Consider the following 256-nt stretch of genomic DNA (forward strand, 5'->3'; position numbering starts at 1 on the left):
GAGCCGCCATTGAGCGCGACCGCAAACGCATTGCTGTTGGTGCATCGCACCGTGACCTGCGCATTCCCGGTGACGGCCTGATTGAGCAGACCCTGCGGCGGGAACGCCAGGTTGGTGGTGTTGATCGTGCAGTTCTTCTGCACCGTGGCCTGCACGGTCAGCGGGATGGACAGCCGCTGCGTCGGCGCGGCAAGCGGGCAATTCACCAGCAGGGAGGCCAGCAACCCGATGGCGATATCCACATAGCCGGTGGTGG

At 64.8% G+C, this 256-nt stretch carries 1 protein-coding gene; it reads right to left on the reverse strand.

The features are described from left to right. Nucleotides 1-256, reverse strand: a 256-nt coding sequence (locus tag SB756_RS32260) for a spore coat protein U domain-containing protein (protein ID WP_410913525.1), incomplete at both ends; no start/stop codon positions are given.

Origin of the sequence: Pseudomonas sp. SIMBA_068, assembly GCF_046534705.1 — a bacterium.
Lineage (GTDB): Bacteria > Pseudomonadota > Gammaproteobacteria > Pseudomonadales > Pseudomonadaceae > Aquipseudomonas > Aquipseudomonas putida.